An 18,115-nucleotide genomic window follows, 5' to 3' on the forward strand; every position below is an offset into this window, starting at 1 on the left:
GGTAGGAAATTTCGCTGTAACTGGTAGGAAGGCTCTGCCTGTACCGGCCTCTTCGCGGGTGAACCCGCTCCCACAGGGGTAGCGCTTTACCTGTAGGAGCGGGTTTACCCGCGAAGAGGCGAGCACACGCGCCGAAAATCGCTGATCAGAGCCGGAACCGTCCGACCAACCCCTGGAGGTGCGTACCCAACCGCGCCAACTCGACACTGGAACTGGCCGTCTCTTCACTGGCCGCCGACGTCTGGTCAGAGATGTCCCGCACATTCATCACGCTGCGGTTGATCTCCTCGGCCACGGCCGTCTGTTCCTCTGCCGCCGTGGCAATTTGCTGGTTCATCGCCTGGATCGACGACACGGTCCGGGTGATGGTCTCCAGCGAGCCGCCCGCGCGGCGGGTCAGTTCGACGCTGCTGTCGGTCAGTTGGCGGCTGTTGTCCATCACGCTGGCCACGCGCTGGGTGCCGCTTTGCAGGCCGGCGATCAACTCTTCGATTTCTTCGGTCGACTGTTGCGTGCGCTGGGCCAGGCTGCGCACTTCGTCCGCCACCACGGCAAAGCCGCGCCCGGCTTCACCTGCGCGTGCCGCTTCGATTGCCGCGTTAAGGGCCAGCAGGTTGGTCTGCTGGGCCACCGACTTGATCACATCAAGGACGCTGCCGATCTTGTCGCTCTCGGCCTTGAGCTGGTTCATCGCTTCGCTGGAGTTGGCCACTTCGCAGGCCAGGCGTTCGATCTGCGCCACCGCTTCACCCACCACCCGGTCGCCCTCGCGGGCCTGCTGATCGGCCATCAGAGCCGCTTCCGAGGCCTGCTCGGCGCTACGCGCCACCTCGTGCACGGTGGCGGTCATCTGGTTCATGGCCGTCGCCACCTGGTCGGTCTCGACCTTCTGGTTGTTGACCCCGGCGCTGGTCTGCTCGGTGACCGCCGACAGCTCTTCGGCAGCGCTGGCGATTTGCGTGACGCCGTCGCCGATGCCGCCGATCAATTCGCGCAAGCCTTGGGTCATGCGCTGCATGCTGGCCTGCAGTTGGCCCAGCTCGTCGCGGCGCTGCACCTGCAGGTCATGGCTTAGGTCGCCATTGGCCACGCGCTCTGCAGCGCTGAGGGTCTGGCGCAGCGGGATGATGATCTGCCGGGTAATCGCCCAGGCCGCCAGCAGGCCCAGGACTAAGGCCAAGGCGGTGGCGGCGGCGAGTAAGGTTTTGGCCTGGGTGGCGCCAGCGTCGCGCACTGCGGTTTGCGACGTGGTCATCGCCTGGCTGGCTTGCAGCAACACCGTGCCTTGGTCAGCCATGTGTTGCAGCGCTTGCTCGCTGGCCGTCTGCGCGTTGCTGAACTGGTTGACCGCATCACGGTAGCCGGCCATGGCGGTGGCGGCATCGTCAAGGCTGGCGGCATGCTCTGCCGGCACCTTGGCGGGCAGTGCCTTGAGTTCGGCCAGGGCTGCGTCGATGGCCTTCAGTGCGGTCTGTTGGAACTCGGCGTTGCCGCTGTAGGTATAACCGCGGACCTGGAAGCGCGCCTGTTGCAGCAGCGCACTTACCTCGACCGCATACTGGTATTGCGCGATGTCGCCCCCTTTCAGCAGGCCCCGCTGCACGCGGCCGACCAGCTCGACGGCCTTGTCGGCACTGTCGCCGAGCACACTACGGCTGGCCTCGCGGCGCTGGCCGGCCTGCTTCAGGTCGTTGAACGCTTGCTGGTAAATGCGCACCGCCTCGCGTTGTTGTTCGAGGCGCTGACGGTCGGCGGGGTGGCCGATCTGGCCCAGCATCAACGTCACTTGGCGATCGAGGTTGGCCAGGGCCTTTTCCAGCTCGGCGACGGCGGCGTCATCGCGGTTGCGCTGGTAATGCTGGCGGGCGATGCGCAGTTCTTGGGTGTACTGCTGGATCACCGAAATATTGCCCAGCTTGTCACCGCGGTCGATGACGCTGTCCAGGCCGTGCCAGCCGGTCAGGGTAATGGCCAGGGTCAGGAGCAATACCAGGCCAAAGCCTAGCCCTAGCTTGCGATTGACGCTTACGTTCCCCAGCGAGTGGGCTAACCATCGGTACATGTTCGACTCTCCGGTAACTTGGCAGCACGGATAATTATTGTGTTGCCAAGGCATCGGCCTGGGAGAGAGAAACTTGATGGGGGAAAAGACTGACTGATGCGTCAGAAAATGCGCGACAGCAGCGCGGTCACGGCAGTCTCCACGCGCAGGATGCGCTCGCCCAGTTGCACCGGTGCCAGGCCAGCCTTGCCCAGCAGCTCGACCTCGTAGGGGATCCAGCCGCCCTCGGGGCCAATGGCCAGGGTGACCGTTTGTTCGACGGCGCGCGGGCAGGCGGGGTAGGGGCCCGGGTGGCCCACCAGGCCCAGCGTGCCTTCGGCAATGGCGGGCAGGCGGTCTTCGACGAAGGGCTTGAAGCGCTTCTCGATGATCACCTCGGGCAGCACGGTGTCGCGTGCCTGCTCCAGGCCCAGGATGAGGTTTTCACGAATGCTGTCGGGGTTGAGGAACGGCGTTTGCCAGAAGCTCTTCTCGACCTTGTAGCTGTTCACCAGGATCAGGCGCGGTACACCCAGCGTGGCAATGGTCTGGAACAGCCGGCGCAGCATTTTTGGCCGCGGCACGGCCAGCACCAGGGTCAGCGGCAGCTTGGCGGGCGGTGGCTGGTCGAAGCCGACGTGCAGTTCTGCCTCATGGCCTTCCAGGCGCACCACGGTGGCGCGGCCCATCAAGCCGTTGACCTGGCCGACGCGCAGGCTATCGCCCACCGCGACCTTGTGGATCTCCTGCATGTGGGTGAAACGCCGGTCGGCCAGCACCACGCGGTCGGCCGCGATGAAATCGGCTTCTTCAAGTAGCAGCAGGTTCACGGTTGCGTCGCTGGCGGCTGATCGTTGTGATCGTTGGCCGCTTCATCGTGCGCGCCGCGCTTGCGGATCAGGCTGCCACACAGCACGCCGACCTCAAACAACAGCCACATGGGCACGGCCAGCAGGGTCTGCGAGAAGATGTCTGGCGGGGTCAGGACCATGCCGACCACGAAGCAGCCGATGATCACGTAGGGGCGAACCTTCTTCAGGTACTTCACGTCGACCACGCCGATCCACACCAGCAGCACCACGGCGACCGGGATCTCGAAGGCGACGCCAAAGGCGAAGAACAGGGTCATGACGAAATCGAGGTAGCTGGCGATGTCGGTCATCATCGACACACCCTCGGGCGTGGCGCTGGCGAAGAAGCCGAAAATCAGCGGGAACACCAGGAAATAGGCGAAGGCCATGCCGGCGTAGAACAGGAAGATGCTCGACACCAGCAGTGGTATGGCAATGCGTTTTTCGTGGCGATACAGGCCAGGTGCGATAAAGCCCCAGATCTGCTGAAGGATGAACGGGATCGCCAGGAACAGCGAAACGATCATGGTCAGCTTGAACGGCGTGAGGAACGGCGAGGCCACGTCGGTGGCGATCATCGTTGCATTGGCCGGCAGGTGGTCGCGCAGCGGCGCGGACACCAAGGTGTAGATCTGCTGGGCGAAGGAGAACAACCCGGCAAAGATCAGGAAGATGACGGCGACACAGCGCAACAGGCGGGTGCGCAGTTCAGTCAGGTGCGAGACCAGCGGCATGGGCTGGTCGTGTTCCGGATTTTCGCTCATGGGGCTCGCGGCGGTTGTGGCGGTTCAGAGGGGGCGGCCGGCGCTGTCGGGGCGGCCGGCGTAGCGTCTGGCGTGGCTTCGAGCCCAGCGGGCGGCTGCACCGTGGCCGTGGTGACAGGGGGCTGCACCGGCGGCGTCTGGGGGTTGAGGATGCGCCGGGCTTGCTCTTCCATTTGCAGGATGTGCTCGTTGTGCAGCTGGCGACGGATATCGTCGGCACCGATCTCGCGCTCGACTTCCATCTTGATGCTGTTGAAGCTGCGCTTGAGGCGGCCGATCCACAGCCCTGCCGTGCGCGCGGCGCCGGGCAAGCGCTCGGGGCCGAGCACCAGCAAGGCGACGAGGCCTACCAGCAGCAACTCACTGAAACTGATGCCGAACATGGGTCAGTCTTTCCGCTGCGGCTCTTGGACCGGCTGGGCCTGGCCTTCGATGGTGTGGCCCTGGGGCTGTTGTGCAGTGTTCTGCACCGGTGGCACAGGCTGGGCAGGCGGCGGGGTCTGCTCGGCCGGCTTGTTTTCTTCGTCGTTCATGGCCTTGCGGAAGCCTTTGATCGACTCGCCGAGGTCGCTGCCAAAGTTTTTCAGCTTCTTGGTGCCGAACACCAAAACGACGACGACCAGCAGGACAATCCAATGTTTCCAGTCAAAGATACCCATGTTGCTCTCCTAGAATTCTATACAGTCAGGCGGAAGGTTGACGCGCAGCCTTCTCGTCATGCCCGGAAAGCCCGAAACGGCGCTCCAGTTCATCGAGCACGGCCTGTGGGTGTTGCCCCAACGCGCTGAGCATGACCAAGCTATGAAACCACAGGTCGGCGGTTTCATAGATGACATCGCTGTAATCCTTGCTGACAGCGGCGTCCTTGGCGGCGATGATCGTTTCGATAGACTCTTCGCCGAGCTTTTCGAGGATCTTGTTCAAGCCCTTGTGATGCAGGCTTGCCACGTAGGAGCTGTCGGGTGCCGCGTGCTTGCGTTGTTCCAGCACGTCGGCCAGGCGGTTGAGGGTGTCGCTCATGTCAGTGTCCTGCGCTATAAATGGCGTCCGGGTCCTTCAGGACCGGGTCGACGGTTTTCCACTGGCCGTCTTCGAAGACGCGGTAGAAGCAGCTTTCGCGGCCGGTATGGCAGGCGATATGGCCCAGTTGCTCGACCATCAGGATGATCACGTCGGCATCACAGTCCAGGCGCATTTCGTGCAGTTTTTGCACATGGCCAGATTCCTCGCCCTTGCGCCACAGCTTGCCACGCGAGCGCGACCAGTAGATGGCGCGTTGCTCGGCGGCGGTCAGGGCCAGGGACTCGCGGTTCATCCAGGCCATCATCAGCACGCGTCCGGTCTTGTGGTCCTGGGCAATGGCCGGTACCAGGCCGTCGCTGTTCCACTTGATCTCGTCCAGCCAGTCTTTCATCGTCCACTCCAAAACGGGCCCGCTCCTGTGCCGGGCCCTTTGCGCTAGTGTGCCAGCCAGCGGGCCGGCTGGCTATTGGCGCACGATCAGGTAAAGGCCGGCGGCCAGCATCAGCCAGGCTGGCCAAGCGGCCGGGGCGGCCAGGCTGGCGGCCTCGGCGGCGCCTGCGGCCAGCACCGCGCCCCCCCCGAGCAAGCCTGCGCCCAGCAGGCGCAGCGCCCAGCGGTCACCTTGGCGGCGGCGCTCGGGCAACTGCGGGTCGTGCAGGTGCGGTTGCGACAGGCGCTCAAGCAGGTCGCGGGTCATGCCGGCCAGGTGCGGCAGCTGCTCGGCCTGGCTGTACAGATTGCCGACCATGGCCTTGGGGCTGTAGCGCTCGCGCATCCAGCGTTCCAGGAACGGCTTGGCGGTGCTCCACAGGTCCAGGTCCGGGTAGAGCTGACGGCCCAGGCCTTCGATGTTGAGCAAGGTCTTCTGCAACAGCACCAGCTGAGGCTGGACTTCCATGTTGAAGCGCCGGGCGGTCTGGAACAGGCGCATCAGCACCTGGCCGAAGGAAATATCTTTCAACGGTTTTTCGAAGATCGGCTCGCACACCGTACGGATCGCCGCCTCGAATTCGTTGACCTTGGTGTGCGCCGGCACCCAACCCGAATCGATGTGCAGTTGCGCAACGCGGCGGTAGTCACGCTTGAAGAAGGCAAACAGGTTGCGCGCCAGGTAGTCCTGGTCTTCTGACGTGAGGCTGCCGACGATGCCGCAGTCGATGGCGATGTACTGCGGGCTCCACGGCTTGACCGTGCTGACGAAGATGTTGCCGGGGTGCATGTCGGCATGGAAGAAGCTGTCGCGGAACACCTGGGTGAAGAACACCTCCACACCCCGTTCGGCCAGCAGCTTCATGTCGGTGCGCTGGTCGGCCAGGGTCGCCATGTCGGTGACCGGCACGCCGTAGATACGCTCCATCACCAGCACCTTGGGCCGGCACAGGTCCCAGTACACCTGGGGCACGTACATCAGCTCGGAGCCTTCGAAGTTGCGCCGCAGCTGGCTGGCGTTGGCCGCCTCGCGAAGCAGGTCGAGTTCGTCGTAGATGGTCTTTTCGTAATCGTTGACCACCTCCACCGGGTGCAGGCGGCGGGCGTCGGCAGACACCCGCTCGGCGCCCTTGGCGATCAGGAACAACCAGGCCAGGTCTTGAGCGATGACCGGCTTGAGGCCCGGGCGGACCACCTTGACCACGACTTCTTCGCCGCTTTTCAGGCGGGCGGCGTGTACCTGGGCCACCGAGGCCGAGGCCAGTGGCTCGACGTCGAAACGGCTGAAAACCTCGCCAACCTTGGCGCCGAGCTGTTCTTCGATCAACGCCACGGCCTGTTTCGGGTCGAACGGCGGCACGCGGTCTTGCAGCCCCATCAGTTCGTCGGCGATGTCGGTGGGCAGCAGGTCGCGGCGGGTGGACAGCAGTTGACCGAACTTGATGAAAATCGGCCCCAGGTCCTGCAGCGCCAGGCGCAGGCGCGCACCGCGGCTGAGCGCGGAGGGCTTGCGCGGCAGCCAGCGCCAAGGCATCAGCAGGCGCAGGCTCATCAGCCACCAGGGCAGGGGCAGGTCGAACAACAGGTCATCGAGACGGTAGCGGATCACCACACGCTGGATGCGAAAGAGACGGCGGACGGCGAGCAGCTTCATGCGTTATCGCTGGTATCAAGGGATCGGGAGAGGCGCTGCAGGCGCGCCTCGAGGCGTTCTATATCGACCTTCAGGGTATCGAGCTCGCTGAAGGCGGCTTCGGCTTCGCGTTTGCCCACCAGGGTGCGCGACTCTTCGGCCAGGTACTCGGAGAGGTTTTGGCTGAAGCGCGTCAGGCCTTGACGGGTCCAGCGCGCGCGCAGGCGAATGTGGCCGGCCAGCAACGCCGTGGCCACCGGGCCGAGCCAGCGCTGCAGCTCGTGCTCCCAGTCCAGTTCGAGGTCTTGCAGCACGCCGAACAGGTCGAGCAACACAGCGCTGTCGCCATGCAGTTCGACCTGTGGGCTGTGCAGCACGGCGGTCTTGTCCTTGGCCAGGGCCAGTTGCGCCAGGCTGCCGGCAGGGGCGCGCAGGCTGCAGTCGACCTCGCCCTCCCAGTGCGCGGCCAGCATCAGGCCGTCTTCATCGGGCAGGATGAACACCTGCAGGGCCGGCTGACGGCAATCGATCTCGATGACCTTGCCTTCGAGCGCGGCCAGCCGCGGCAGCGCCGTGCTGTCCATGCGCAGGACGCGGTTCAGGCCATGTTCGACGCTGGCGAGCAGCCCGGCCAGCAGCATCAGGGCTTGATTCCCCGGTGCACGGCGACGATACCGCTGGTCATGTTGTGGTAGGTGACGCGGTCGAAGCCGGCGTCGACCATCATGGCCTTGAGGGTTTCCTGGTCGGGGTGCATGCGGATCGATTCGGCCAGGTAGCGGTAGCTTTCCGAGTCGTTGGTGATCAGCTTGCCGGCCAGTGGCATGAAGGCGAACGAGTAGGCGTCATAGGCCTTGGACATCAGCTTGTTGGTCGGCTTGGAGAACTCCAGGATCAACAGGCGGCCGCCGGGCTTGAGCACGCGCAGCATCGAGCGAATGGCTTCGTCTTTGTGGGTGACGTTGCGCAGGCCGAAGGCGATGGTCACGCAGTCGAAGTGGTTGTCCGGGAACGGCAGCTTCTCGGCGTCGGCCTGGACGAACTCGATGTTGCCGGCCACGCCACGGTCGAGCAGGCGGTCACGGCCGACCTTGAGCATCGAATCGTTGATGTCGGCGAGCACTACTTGCCCGGTCGGGCCTACAAGGCGCGAGAACTTGGCGGCCAGGTCACCGGTACCGCCGGCGATGTCCAGCACGCGGTTGCCGCTGCGCACGCCCGACAGCTCGATGGTGAAGCGCTTCCACAGGCGGTGCATGCCGCCGGAAAGCACGTCGTTCATCAGGTCGTACTTGGCGGCCACGGAGTGGAACACCTCGGCGACTTTCTTCGCCTTTTGGCTCTCCGGGACGTCCTGGTAGCCAAAATGGGTGGTGGGTTCGGCGTGTTCGCCTTTGCGCTGGTCGTTCATATCGCTTCACCGGAAAAAATTACCGCCATTCTAGGGCGAATGGGCGGATTTGTCTTGGCGGGGTGTGCCAGGGGGCAGGGGCGGGCATAATGCTGATTATGTCTTCATACCCAGGATCACCCGCATGACCCAGATCAGCGTCGAACGCAAACATTCCCTCGGCCGCGAGGCTGCCCGCGCCAAGGCCGAGGCGCTGGTAGAAAAGCTCAGCCGCGAATATGACCTCAAGGCCACCTGGAACGGCGACCGCGTCGACGTCGCGCGCAGCGGCGCCAACGGCAGCGTGCAGATTGGCGAAGACACCATCCGCGTCGAGCTCAAGCTCGGCATGATGCTGTCGATCATGGGCGCTAGCATCAAGAGCGAGATCGAGCGGGCGCTGGACAAAGCCCTGGCCTAACACCAGGGCTGTGCCGTTGGCCGGCCCGTCAGTGGGTCGGAAAGGGGATGATGCCCTCTATCTGGTCCAGGCGCAGGTCGCCGCGGTAGATGTCGATCCGTTCAGCCGCTGTATGGGCGTGCTCAAGCCTGACCTCGCGCGCCTTTTCGGCCCTGCTGGCACGCGCGGGGCGCGGCTCCCAGTGCTTCAGGTGGCCTTTGACGAAGGTGCGGGGCGCCGCGTCGGCGCTGCGGTAGTGGAAGTGAGCTTCCCACAGCACCGCATTGGGCACCTGCACGTCCTTGATCTGGTAGACGTCCAGGTAGTCGTTGGCGGTGCGCAGCGGCTTTCGCGATGTGCTCAGGGCGATCTCGATCCGCTGTTGCTGATACAGGTAACGTAACGCACTGCTGTCCGGGTGGCGGGTGTTGAGGTAGGCGTCGGTGAGCAGTCGGCGTTTTTCGGTGTTCAGCGAGGCGATGGCATCGCGCAGTTGGCTGGCCAGGCCTTCGGACGCCCGGTCATCGGCGGCGCTTACGTGCTGCTCGACCTTGCGCATGTCCTCGATCTGCCAATCCATGAGATCGGCCAGGCTGTTCGGCTCGTTCGCGTAGCGCGCTGCCAGCGCGACCCGGTCACTCACTTGCGCCAGCAGGTGTTGCGCGCGACTGCGCAGCTGGGCGGAGTCTTGCGCGGCGGGGCGCTCCTCGCCTGGGACTTCGAACCACTGGCCATTGCGCCGCTCATAGGCGCCCCCAGGTTGCTCGGTGGCCGGGTTGCGCTGAACGGCATGATCGCCTTCCTGGTCTCGCTCGACCAGCACCGAGCGCCCTCGGGAGGTTCGGATCAGGGTGCGTTTGCCGGCCCTGACGCGGTGGGTCAGCTGTCGCGCAGGGGACGATGTGCCCTGTTCGGCATTCATCAAGGCGGTGCTCAAGTCGGTTTCTGCCAGGCGCTCCAGGCCCGTCATCGCCTCGATGTAGGCCTGCAGCATCGTGGTGTCCACGGCAGGTGCGGTGAACGATTGCATGTACCGGGCCCTGCCGATGACGGCTCGGTAAACGCGCAGGGCGTTGCCCAGCACCTCCGCTTGTTGGTCGGCAGGCAGGCTGGCAGAGGCAACGCCATCGTGGCTCCACAGCGCTGCTGACAGGTCCGTGTCGCTCAGGCTGTTTTGCAAGGGCAGCAGGTCAATGGCCGCTTCGGCAGTGAGCAGGGTCTTGTCCAGTGTCAGGTAAGCCAGGTCGCTGACAATCTGTGCGCGGACGATCAACGACGAGTAAGGGCGCAGTTTGATGGCGCGTTCGATCTTGGCTTTCTTGTCTGGGTAGGCGACCCGGGTATCGCTGAGCACGTCGGAAAGCGTTTTATCCAGCCGCTCGCTGACCACGAGCAGGCGGCGACTGACCTTCAGCGCGTCTCGGGTCGATTCGCGAAATACGGCGTGTCGGCCCCTCTGCTCGTCACTGTCAGGCACCCCACGCAAGCCCACGGATTGCTCCTGCAAGTGTTCGTGGTCGACCAGTTCGAGCAGGCGCCGCACCAGCAGCATGTCATTGTCGATGGCGGCTTCTGTCCAGTTGCTGAGCCGGCGTGCAGTGGCGCCCGAACGGTCGTACTTCAGGTAGCGAGGCTCGAGCATCTGCCGGTAGAGGTCGGCGTTGGCATGCAGCAAGCTGGCCTGCTTCTCCAGGTACAGCGACCCCGCGGCGATCTGCGGTAGGTGCTGCCTGCGCATTTCCAGCACTGCCTGGCGCTGCACTCGGAGCGCCGGTGGAAGTGCCTTGACGTCGGGTTTGGGCAACGCATTGAACGCCAGGCTGAACGCGGCCGCCTCGTCGTCAAACGCTTCAAGCTCGATGCGGTTGCGCTCCATGAAGGGCTCGAGCTGGGTCAGTTTGTCCTGGTTGGCTTGACCGGTCGCTTGCAGTGCATCGTAGTGCTGGCGATTCTGCGCGGTGACGGCTTCGCGGGTTTTTGGCATGCCGCCGGCCAAGTGCAGGTCCAGGACCCATTCGTCATTCCAGCGCCGCAGCCAAGGGCCTTTGCTGCGTTCGCGCCCGACAATGTAGTAGCCGTCGGGCGCGCCGCCCCAACGTGTGTGCCATTCGCCCTGGCTGGTGTCCGGGCCGATGATCTGGATTCCGCCCCAGGTTTCCTGCACCTCGTAGGCCACGTCCTGCAGGTTCACGTAGAGCCGCTCTTGCACCGTGTACAACCCGCGTAGGCGGCCTTGTGTTTCAGCGGCATGGCCTTGCAGGGAAACGCCTGCGCGCAGTTCACCCAGGCGCTGGCGGGCGTGGGAGGGCAAATTGCCCACCCGCTGGCTGTTGTGCCAACGGCTCACACTGACGTGGCCGGGGCGTTGCGCCTGGTGGGGCTCGACCCAGTCCGCTGTCTTGGGTGCCTCAACGGTTACCGGCGTGGAGGGTGCTCTGCGGGCGGGGCCCTCCAGGGCCATGGCGTCCACCGCTGCCGAGCTGACCCCCGCATGCGTTGGGGCTGTGGGGCCCTGCATCAACAACAGGGCCAGGTTGGTCAGCACATCTGCCGCTGCCAAGGCCTTTTCCTCCGCGCTGCCATCGGACAGGGCGGGTAGGTCATCCTTGAGCGTTGCCACGGCGGCGACCAACCAGGCCAGCATGGCCGCAGGGCCACGCAGCAGCGGCGTGACCGTGTTGAACAGAACCCAGCCGCACTGCACGATCAAGGCCCAGCGCTGTTGCGCATTCGAGCGGCTCTGCCGGGAGGCCAGCAGTAGCATTGTCTGAATGCGTGCGTTGTAGAGGTGGTTGTCCAAATCTTCCAGCCAAGGTGTGTGAACGGCTGTAACAGGGACCCTGAGGCGTTCCACCAGGGTGTCTACCAACGCCGACTGCGTGCCAATCAAGTGCGCCAGGGCCGACAGGCGGCTATGCAGGTGCGGACGTTCGAATCCGCCGTGCTGGTAGATGCCCCTGGCGTCGTCATCCATCCAGGCCAGCAGCTGTTGCTGCAACGCCTGATCAGCCCGTATCTGCGCCATCAGGCTGTCCAGGCTGGCAAACTCTGCCACGGCGTCATCCGCGAACAGGGGGCGATACAGGACCCAACGCTGGTTGGCCTTTACCTTGATCAGGAACATGCCGTGCACCGTGTTGCCTTCGGAGGCACCCGGTGCAGGCAGAAACGCGAGTGGCGCAATGCTGAGCGCATCAGGTGACGCTTGATTGGCACGGCAGAAATCGACGATTGCCTGGCAGGCCTGTGCGCTGAGCTTGGCTTCGATCCTGGCCCTGAGCGCGGCGAACTGCAGGGTGCTGCGCCATTCCGTGGCATGGCGCTGGAGGCGGCTGACCTTGAGCGTGGCGTCTTGCAGTTGGTGGGCGACATAAGCGGGGTAAAGCCCGCCGACATCCACGGTCGAGATCAAGCGGTTGACGTAATCCAGGTTCAGCCAGCTGCCCAGAGGCCGTGCGTGGGTGTCGAGCAGGCCGGACGCCACTTCGTCGCTGCCCGTGTGCAGGCGTGCAATGGCCAGTTCCGTCAGGGTCATGCTTTTCAGGTAGTTCAATTGCGCGGGGCCGGACGACGACAGCGGTACCACCACCGAGATCTGCACGAGCAGCTGGTCGGGGTCTTGCGGTGTTTCGGCTGGGAAGTCCGCATGCATCTGTTCGCGCAGCCGGCGAGCGGCATAGCGGCCCAGGGGTTCTATCGCGTCGAGCGACGTCCTGCCCTGGGCGTGCGCCTGGCTGGCGGCGAGCTCAAGCAGGGCTTCGGCGTACAGCAGGTGGCCGGTGCTGTCTGCTTGATTCAGCCAGGTGGGCAGGCTTAGCAGTGGCTGCTCGGTGCTTGGCAGGGGCAGGTCGAAGAAATGGGACGAAGGGTCGCTCAAGGTGCTGAAGGCCTCCTCAAGCGCGGGGACGCTGGTGAGCGTGGACAACCGCAGGCGGCCGACCCTGTCGAGGATGCCATTGAGTAGTTCAGTGGACTGGAACGCGAACGGGTCTGTGTTCAGTGGTTGCTGTGCCCAGCGCAGCGTGTCGAATTGATACTGCTGCGCCAGTGCGTCGCGAAGGGCCTCGGCGAAGGCCGCAAGGTCAACGTAGCTGCGCACCGTGCCTGAAGGTTTGCACCACAGCACCATCCCGGCTTCGGCGATGATCAACAGGTCCGGTAAGGCCTGGGGTGGATGCTCATCGAGGGTGACCTGCAGCCGGTTGATCGCCAGTGCGCTGGCCGTGCCGTTGACCACGCCATACAGCACGGCTTTCACCGGTTCGGACAAGCCCTGCCGTTCCACGCCTAGCAGCAGGGCGGCTTTCAAGGTCTGCGCCAAACTGTGCACATGGGACAGGCCCGATGTGGCGTCGCTTGCAGCCCAGAAACCAATCTGTGCCTGCTGAAAGGCTTCGGTCAGGGCCGCCAGCAGTTCGTCGAAGTCGCGGTTGAGGTTGTCCATGTTCAGGCTGACTTCGGGCTGGGCGTTTGGGCCGACACCTGCCGCCTGCGGCAGAAAGGGCAGGGGCGGCGCGATGCTGAGCACGTCTGTGCGCGTGAGGGCCATGCCTTTGCCCGACAGAAAATGGTCGAGCAGCGTGTTTACCAGGGAGACCTGTGCCGGTTGCTTGCCTGCGCCGTGGATGAGCGTGAAGGGCTCGAGGGACTGCAACTGCGGGTGGTTGCGCGTGATCCAGGGGTAGCGATTGGCCAAGATCGTCAAACCGGCCTTGGCAACCACCTCGCGCAGTGTGGGGCGTTGGGCGAATTGGCTGGCTACCCGTTGCTTGAGCGTGGTGGGTTGCAGGGGCGGGGACGCAGGCATGAGGTGTGAGCTCCGGTGGCGGGAATGCTCGCACGCTAGCGCCCATGCCTGTGGCGGCGGCGGTACATGTTTGGCCCCCTATGCCGCGTGAGCTTAGGGTGAGGTTTCTAATTTTCTTCCCTACCTTATGCTCAAGCCCAACCTCCATGGGCAGTTCCTCTCCACTCATGAGCATGAGGTACAGAGCATGGCCAAAGTGAATGTGAAGAAAAAGGACGACGCTCCAGGCACCCTGGGCGAAGTGCGCGGTTATGCGCGCAAGATCTGGCTGGCAGGTATCGGCGCCTATGCCCGCGTCGGCCAGGAAGGTTCCGAGTATTTCAACGAGCTGGTCAAAGCCGGCGAAGGCGTTGAAAAACGTGGCAAGAAGCGCATCGACAAAGAGCTCGATGCGGCCAACAACCAGCTGGATGAAGCGACCCAGGAAGTCAGCCGCGTACGCGGCAAGGTCGAAGTTCAACTCGACAAGATCGAAAAAGCTTTCGACGCACGGGTTGGTCGCGCCTTGAATCGCCTTGGCATTCCGTCTAAACATGACGTTGAGGCGTTGTCCATCAAGCTTGAACAGCTGCACGAGCTGCTTGAGCGCGTCGCGCACAAACCATAAGGAGAGCAGGATGGCTGGCAAGAAGAATTCCGACAAAGAAAGCAGCTCCTGGGTCGGCGGGATCGAGAAGTACTCCCGCAAGATCTGGCTGGCGGGCCTGGGGATCTATTCGAAGATCGACCAGGACGGCCCGAAGCTGTTCGATACGCTGGTGAAGGACGGCGAGAAGGCCGAGAAGCAGGCGAAGAAGACCGCCGAAGACGTGGCTGATAGCGCCAAGGCGTCGACCACGTCGCGCGTGTCCGGCGTGAAAGATCGCGCGCTGGGCAAGTGGAGCGAGCTTGAAGAAGCCTTCGACAAGCGCCTGAACAGCGCCATCTCGCGCCTGGGCGTACCAAGCCGCAATGAGATCAAGGCGCTGCACCAGCAAGTGGACAGCCTGACCAAGCAGATCGAGAAACTGACCGGTGCCTCGGTCACACCGATCTCCAAGGCGGCTGCGAGCAAAGCCTCTGCCAAACCACTGGCCAAGGCGCCTGCCAAACCTGCTGCGAAAACCGCAGCAGCCAAGCCGGCGGCCAAAGCGGCTGCGGCAAAACCAGCGGCTAAACCTGCTGCGAAAACCGCTGCTGCCAAGCCTGCGGCCAAACCTGCTGCCAAACCCGCTGCCAAGCCTGTTGCGGCCAAGCCTGCAGCGGCGAAGAAACCGGCAGTGAAGAAGGCCCCGGCCAAACCGGCCGCACCTGCGGCCAGTGCGGCACCGGCTCCGACTGCTACAGCTGCAGCGCCAGCGCCAAGCGCGGCACCGGCCAGCAGCACACCGTCGGCACCGACCGGTACCGGTACCCTGATCTAACCGCGTCGCCTTCTTCGCGGGGCAAGCCCGCTCCCACAGATTCAGCTCAGCTTGCAAACCCTGAGCTGGGTCTCTGTGGGAGCGGGCTTGCCCCGCGAAGAGGGCACCGCCGATGCGGCACTACCCCTCCAGATACCGCACCGCCAACTGCTCTGCCGCCGCCCGGGCCTGGGCCTGCAGATGCGGCGCCACCAGCATCATCACCTGGTATACCACGATCCCCACATCCCCCTCCCGCCCCAGCACGCGCTGGTAATCCAGCGAGAACATCAGTGTCAGGGTGATCTGCTCCACCAACTGCCCCAGCGCCTGGGTTTCGCTCACCACTTGTCCCTGGCCCTTGAGGCTGGCCAGCAACGCGGCAAGGGTTCGCTTCAGTGCGTTGATCAGGCTGCGCATGCCGCGGGCCAGCTTCGGCAGGCGCCCGGTCAGGTTGGACAGGTCCTGGAACAGGAAGCGGTACTGGGCCATGCGCTCGACGATCAAGTGCAGGAACAACCAGTAGTCCTCGGCCTCCAGGCGCACTTCAAGCGGTGGGTCGAGCAGCGGCATCAGCGCTTCTTCGAAACGCTCGAAAAGCCCCAGCACAACCGGTTCCTTGCCATGGAAGTGGTAGTACAGGTTGCCAGGGCTGATGCCCAGTTCGTTGGCGATCTCCAAGGTCGAGACATTCGGTTCGCCTTGCTGGTTGAACAGTTGCAGGGCGCATTCAAGGATACGGTCGCGGGTCTTCATCCGGGCGGTGTGCTCATCGGGTCAGGACATAGGTGCCTGGCGCAGGGCCCAGCGGCGGATAGGTGGTATTGCCAAGCGTGGTGCGTGGCGCTTTCAGCGGGCCGGAGCGCGGGGTGACCCACTCCAGCCACAATGGCCACCAACTGCCTTCGCTGCGCTGCGCGTCGTGGAACCAGGCACGCGGGTCGCTGGACAGCTTCGGGTTGGCCAGGTAGTAGGCCTTGGGGTTGCCAGGTGGGTTGATGATGCTCTGGATATGCCCGCTGTTGGCCAGCACGAAGCGTCGGTCGCCGCCTAGCAGCATGGCTGAGCGGTACACGGCATCCCACGGGGTGATGTGGTCGTTGCTGCCGGCCACGGTGAAACTGTCGAGGTCGACCTGCTTTAGGTCGATGGGCGTGCCACACACCTCAAGGCCTGCCGGGTGGGTCAGCGGGTTGTGCTTGAAGAAGTCCAGCAGGTCGCCATGCAGCGCCGCCGGCAGGCGTGTGCTGTCGGCGTTCCAGTAGAGGATGTCGAAGGCGGGCGGGGTCTTGCCGAGCAGGTAGTTGTTGACCCAGTAGTTCCAGATCAAGTCATTGGGCCGCATCCAGGCGAAGATCCGCGCCACCTCGGCGCCGTCCAGCACACCGCGCTGGTACGAGCGGCGCTTGGCCGCCTCGATCGTCTGCTCGTCGGCGAACAGGCTCGCGGGGCTTTCGAACTTGCTGTCCAGCAAGCTGACCAGGTAGGTGGCGCTGCGCACTCGGCGCAACTGGTGCTTGGCTTGCAGGTGGCCTTGCAGCGCTGCCATGGTCAGGCCGCCAGCGCAGGCGCCCATCAGGTTGGGGTCGCGGTTGCCACTGATGCTGCGGCACGCGTTAAGCGCCTCTTCCAGGGCCTGAACGTAGCTCGACAGCCCCCACTCGCGGTGCCGTGGGTCGGGGTTGCGCCAACTGACCATGAACACCTGCAGGCCGTTCTTGAGCATGTACTGGACAAAGCTGTTGGTCGAGCTGAGGTCGAAGATATAGAACTTGTTGATCTGCGGCGGCACCACCAGCAGTGGGCGGGCGTGCTGTTTTTCGCTCATCGGCTGGTACTGGATCAACTCCAGCAATTCGTTGCGAAACACCACGGCGCCGGGGGTTGCCGCGACGTTGCCACCCACCTCGAAGGCGCGTTCGTCTACCTGGCGAGGCAAGCCATCGTTGTGGCGCAAGTCGTCAAGCAAGTGCGCCACGCCACGCACCAGGCTTTGCCCGCCGGTGTTGAGCAGCTCCTTCACGGCCAGTGGGTTGAGCAGCGAATTGCTGGGCGCCAGGGCATCGTTGATCAGCGTGAACAGAAACTGCGCGCGGGCGCGGTCATCGTCGTCCAGGTGGCTTTCATCGATCCACAGGCGGGTCTGCTTTTGCCAGGCCAGGTAGGCTTGCAGGCCGCGCCGGTAGAACGGGTTCTGGCTCCAGGTCGGGTCGCTGAAGCGGGTGTCTCGCGGGCTCGGCTGGTAAGGGGTATCGCCGAGCATCACGCGGCCCAGCTGGCCGCTCAGGGCCAGCAGGTGGCGGGCGGTATGCAGCGGGTTGCGCAAGCCATGACGGCCGACACTGCGCAACGTGGAAATCAGGTCGCGACCGCGCAGGCCGAGGATGGCGTTCTGCACGTTCATGCTGGTGGCGGGAAGCGTTGGCGTTCCTTTGGCCGGTTTGTCTTTCATGGCAACACTCCCTCGTCTTGACCCTTGGCGCCTGCTGGCCCCGTCGCGGGCGAACCCGCCCCTACACGCCCGAAGCCGGGCGCGGATGCATGACCGCGCGCTGACGCTCTTGCTGGAGGAACTTCATGATGATCGGGGCGACGGCCTCGGCCCGGGTGATCAGAAACAGATGGCCGTCGTCGATAATGTGTAGCTGGGCATTGGGAATCCGCCAGGCCAGCAGGCGCATGTTGATCAGCGGGATCAACGGGTCGTCGTCGCCAGCCAGTATCAGGGTGGGCTGCTGGATCTTGTGCAGCCAGTGAATGCTGGTCCAGCCAAGCCCGGCGAACAGTTGCCAGTAATAGCCCAGCTTGCCGCCGGAGCGCACCTTGGCTGCGTGTCGCATGGCCAGGTCTGGGTCGCGGCGAAAGCCACCGCCGTAGATCAGCGGGGCGATGCGGATTACATGCGAAGGCTGGATGTAGCGCCGGGGGCTGGCCATCATCCACAGCACCTTGGGTTTGCCCGGCACCATCACCGCGCCGGCAGCCGTGGCGGCCAGTACCAGCTTCTTGCAGCGCTCGGGGTAGTCGTGGGCAAACTGCTGCGCCAGGGCGCCGCCCCACGACACGCCGATCACATTCACCTGGCCGTAGTCGAGGTAATCGAGCATGCGTGCCGTGAGCTTGGCCAGCCCCGGAAAGCGATAGGGCTGGCGTGGCGTCGACGAGCCGCCTACGCCCGGTACGTCGAAGGCGATGACTTCCAGGTCTGGGTCCAGCGCTTCGATGAACGGAAACACCAGCTCCAGGTTGGCGCCGATGCCGTTGAAGATCAGCAGCGGCGTCAGGTGCGGCTTGCCCGGGCGCACGGCAGTGCGGATGGACTGGTTGTCCAGTTCGACGGTCCTGAAGATATAGGGTGACGGCATGCGCGTGGCTCTGTGGTGAAGTGAACACCG

17 protein-coding genes and 1 pseudogene are annotated in these 18,115 nt (G+C 64.3%); 3 read left to right on the top strand and 15 right to left on the bottom strand.

The features are described from left to right. Nucleotides 1-145: 145 nt before the first annotated feature. From D886_RS28700 to ubiE, 11 genes and pseudogenes are all read right to left on the bottom strand, one after another. Nucleotides 146-1,018 carry a methyl-accepting chemotaxis protein gene (locus D886_RS28700; RefSeq protein ID WP_371097101.1) on the bottom strand — a complete coding sequence of 291 codons (873 nt, stop codon included), beginning with the start codon at nt 1,016-1,018 and terminating at the stop codon, nt 146-148. Then, nucleotides 1,001-2,116: pseudogene (locus D886_RS28705) on the bottom strand (methyl-accepting chemotaxis protein); the annotation flags it as partial. The gene D886_RS28700 and the pseudogene D886_RS28705, both read right to left, overlap by 18 nt. A 47-nt stretch (nt 2,117-2,163) precedes the next feature. Further along, complete coding sequence (locus D886_RS0102585; RefSeq protein ID WP_027592410.1) at nt 2,164-2,871, bottom strand: 16S rRNA (uracil(1498)-N(3))-methyltransferase; 708 nt, start codon at nt 2,869-2,871, stop codon at nt 2,164-2,166. Next, the gene (gene tatC, locus D886_RS0102590; RefSeq protein WP_027592411.1) at nt 2,868-3,656 is read right to left on the bottom strand and encodes a twin-arginine translocase subunit TatC; all 789 of its coding nucleotides are present in this window, start codon (nt 3,654-3,656) and stop codon (nt 2,868-2,870) included. The genes D886_RS0102585 and tatC overlap by 4 nt, the downstream gene beginning before the upstream one ends. Then, a complete protein-coding gene (gene tatB / locus D886_RS0102595) occupies nt 3,653-4,039 on the bottom strand; it encodes a Sec-independent protein translocase protein TatB (protein WP_027592412.1) in 387 nt (128 codons plus the stop codon). Before tatB ends, tatC begins: the two co-directional genes overlap by 4 nt. Nucleotides 4,040-4,042: 3 nt before the next feature. Then, nucleotides 4,043-4,315: a twin-arginine translocase TatA/TatE family subunit gene (locus D886_RS26700; protein WP_033693915.1), complete on the bottom strand. Its 273-nt coding sequence runs from the start codon at nt 4,313-4,315 to the stop codon at nt 4,043-4,045. A 25-nt stretch (nt 4,316-4,340) separates the two neighbouring features. Continuing rightward, nucleotides 4,341-4,676 carry a phosphoribosyl-ATP diphosphatase gene (locus D886_RS0102605; protein WP_027592413.1) on the bottom strand — a complete coding sequence of 112 codons (336 nt, stop codon included), beginning with the start codon at nt 4,674-4,676 and terminating at the stop codon, nt 4,341-4,343. 1 nt (nt 4,677) lies between these two features. Next, complete coding sequence (gene hisI, locus D886_RS0102610) at nt 4,678-5,070, bottom strand: phosphoribosyl-AMP cyclohydrolase (protein ID WP_027592414.1); 393 nt, start codon at nt 5,068-5,070, stop codon at nt 4,678-4,680. Between the two features lie 72 nt (nt 5,071-5,142). Continuing rightward, nucleotides 5,143-6,762 carry a ubiquinone biosynthesis regulatory protein kinase UbiB gene (gene ubiB / locus D886_RS0102615; protein WP_027592415.1) on the bottom strand — a complete coding sequence of 540 codons (1,620 nt, stop codon included), beginning with the start codon at nt 6,760-6,762 and terminating at the stop codon, nt 5,143-5,145. Next, nucleotides 6,759-7,382 carry an SCP2 domain-containing protein gene (locus tag D886_RS0102620; protein WP_027592416.1) on the bottom strand — a complete coding sequence of 208 codons (624 nt, stop codon included), beginning with the start codon at nt 7,380-7,382 and terminating at the stop codon, nt 6,759-6,761. Before D886_RS0102620 ends, ubiB begins: the two co-directional genes overlap by 4 nt. Beyond that, entirely contained in the window at nt 7,382-8,152 is a 771-nt protein-coding gene (ubiE, locus tag D886_RS0102625) for a bifunctional demethylmenaquinone methyltransferase/2-methoxy-6-polyprenyl-1,4-benzoquinol methylase UbiE (protein ID WP_012312396.1), read from the bottom strand. Before ubiE ends, D886_RS0102620 begins: the two co-directional genes overlap by 1 nt. 124 nt (nt 8,153-8,276) lie before the next feature. On the opposite strand from ubiE, the gene D886_RS0102630 reads away from it, so the two are divergent. Beyond that, nucleotides 8,277-8,552 carry a polyhydroxyalkanoic acid system family protein gene (locus D886_RS0102630; RefSeq protein ID WP_027592417.1) on the top strand — a complete coding sequence of 92 codons (276 nt, stop codon included), beginning with the start codon at nt 8,277-8,279 and terminating at the stop codon, nt 8,550-8,552. 28 nt (nt 8,553-8,580) lie between these two features. Here the strand turns inward: D886_RS0102630 and D886_RS0102635 are convergent, their stop codons facing one another. After that, nucleotides 8,581-13,338: a dermonecrotic toxin domain-containing protein gene (locus tag D886_RS0102635; protein WP_050580713.1), complete on the bottom strand. Its 4,758-nt coding sequence runs from the start codon at nt 13,336-13,338 to the stop codon at nt 8,581-8,583. A gap of 187 nt (nt 13,339-13,525) precedes the next feature. Between D886_RS0102635 and D886_RS0102640 the strand changes: the two genes are divergently transcribed. Together D886_RS0102640 and D886_RS0102645 are read left to right on the top strand one after the other, a co-directional pair. Beyond that, on the top strand, nt 13,526-13,945 hold the full coding sequence (locus D886_RS0102640; protein WP_027592419.1) for a phasin family protein: 420 nt from the start codon (nt 13,526-13,528) through the stop codon (nt 13,943-13,945). A gap of 10 nt (nt 13,946-13,955) precedes the next feature. Beyond that, nucleotides 13,956-14,741, top strand: coding sequence for a phasin family protein (locus tag D886_RS0102645; RefSeq protein ID WP_027592420.1), 786 nt, complete (start codon nt 13,956-13,958; stop codon nt 14,739-14,741). A gap of 120 nt (nt 14,742-14,861) precedes the next feature. Here the strand turns inward: D886_RS0102645 and D886_RS0102650 are convergent, their stop codons facing one another. The 3 genes from D886_RS0102650 to phaZ form a co-directional block, all read right to left on the bottom strand. Beyond that, the gene (locus D886_RS0102650; RefSeq protein WP_027592421.1) at nt 14,862-15,476 is read right to left on the bottom strand and encodes a TetR/AcrR family transcriptional regulator; all 615 of its coding nucleotides are present in this window, start codon (nt 15,474-15,476) and stop codon (nt 14,862-14,864) included. A 13-nt stretch (nt 15,477-15,489) separates the two neighbouring features. Beyond that, complete coding sequence (gene phaC, locus D886_RS0102655; RefSeq protein WP_027592422.1) at nt 15,490-17,172, bottom strand: class II poly(R)-hydroxyalkanoic acid synthase; 1,683 nt, start codon at nt 17,170-17,172, stop codon at nt 15,490-15,492. A 61-nt stretch (nt 17,173-17,233) separates the two neighbouring features. Further along, nucleotides 17,234-18,085 (bottom strand): poly(3-hydroxyalkanoate) depolymerase, encoded by an 852-nt coding sequence (phaZ, locus tag D886_RS0102660; protein WP_027592423.1) that lies wholly within the window; start codon nt 18,083-18,085, stop codon nt 17,234-17,236. Between the last annotated feature and the right edge of the window lie 30 nt (nt 18,086-18,115).

Origin of the sequence: Pseudomonas sp. LAIL14HWK12:I7 (assembly GCF_000483465.1) — a bacterium.
Taxonomy (GTDB): Bacteria; Pseudomonadota; Gammaproteobacteria; order Pseudomonadales; family Pseudomonadaceae; genus Aquipseudomonas; species Aquipseudomonas kermanshahensis.